At 68.7% G+C, this 502-nt stretch carries 1 protein-coding gene; it reads left to right on the top strand.

The window, feature by feature from the left end; translation table 11 throughout:
* Positions 1-49 precede the first annotated feature (49 nt).
* Positions 50-502: hypothetical protein (locus HX846_RS37555; RefSeq protein ID WP_218645536.1), on the top strand; the 453-nt coding region annotated here is incomplete at its 3' end.

The raw sequence follows: 502 nt of genomic DNA, 5'->3' as shown, positions 1-502 counted from the left end.
AAGTGCACAGGAGAGGGCCGATGGTGCACAGCGCGCTGCGGATGCGGCCTTGCTTGTGGGCAGGGAGGCCGACGTGGCCGCTGAAACCGCGCAAGCCACTGCCGGCCAGACCCTGAACGCGGCGAACGCGGTACAGGATGCAGCGGCTACCGCTCGTGAAATCGCCGATCGGGCTGCGGGGCTCGCGTCGACCGCCCAGGGTGCCGGTGAGGTCGCCAAGGACATGGCTGACGGAGCTCAGGACACGGCTGCGGGCGCACTCAGCGCGGTCGACTCGGCGCAGGTTTCAGCCAACGCCGCACTGAACGCGGCGACCGCCGCCCAGACAACGGCAGCCACCGCCCGGCAAACAGCTGACACGGCAGGTGCAGCGGCCGTCACAGCGCAAACCGATGCGCAGAATGCCCAAGGGACCGCAAAAAACGCTCACGACACCGCCGCTTCTGCTCAAGACCTGGCCGATGTCGCCCAGCGTGGTGCAGACAGCGCGTTGGGTGCGCTG

The organism is Pseudomonas sp. K5002 (assembly GCF_013386655.1).
Classification (GTDB): Bacteria; Pseudomonadota; Gammaproteobacteria; order Pseudomonadales; family Pseudomonadaceae; genus Aquipseudomonas.
The sequence above is the reverse complement of the archived record's forward strand: the minus strand, read 5'-3'. Positions and strand labels throughout refer to the sequence as shown.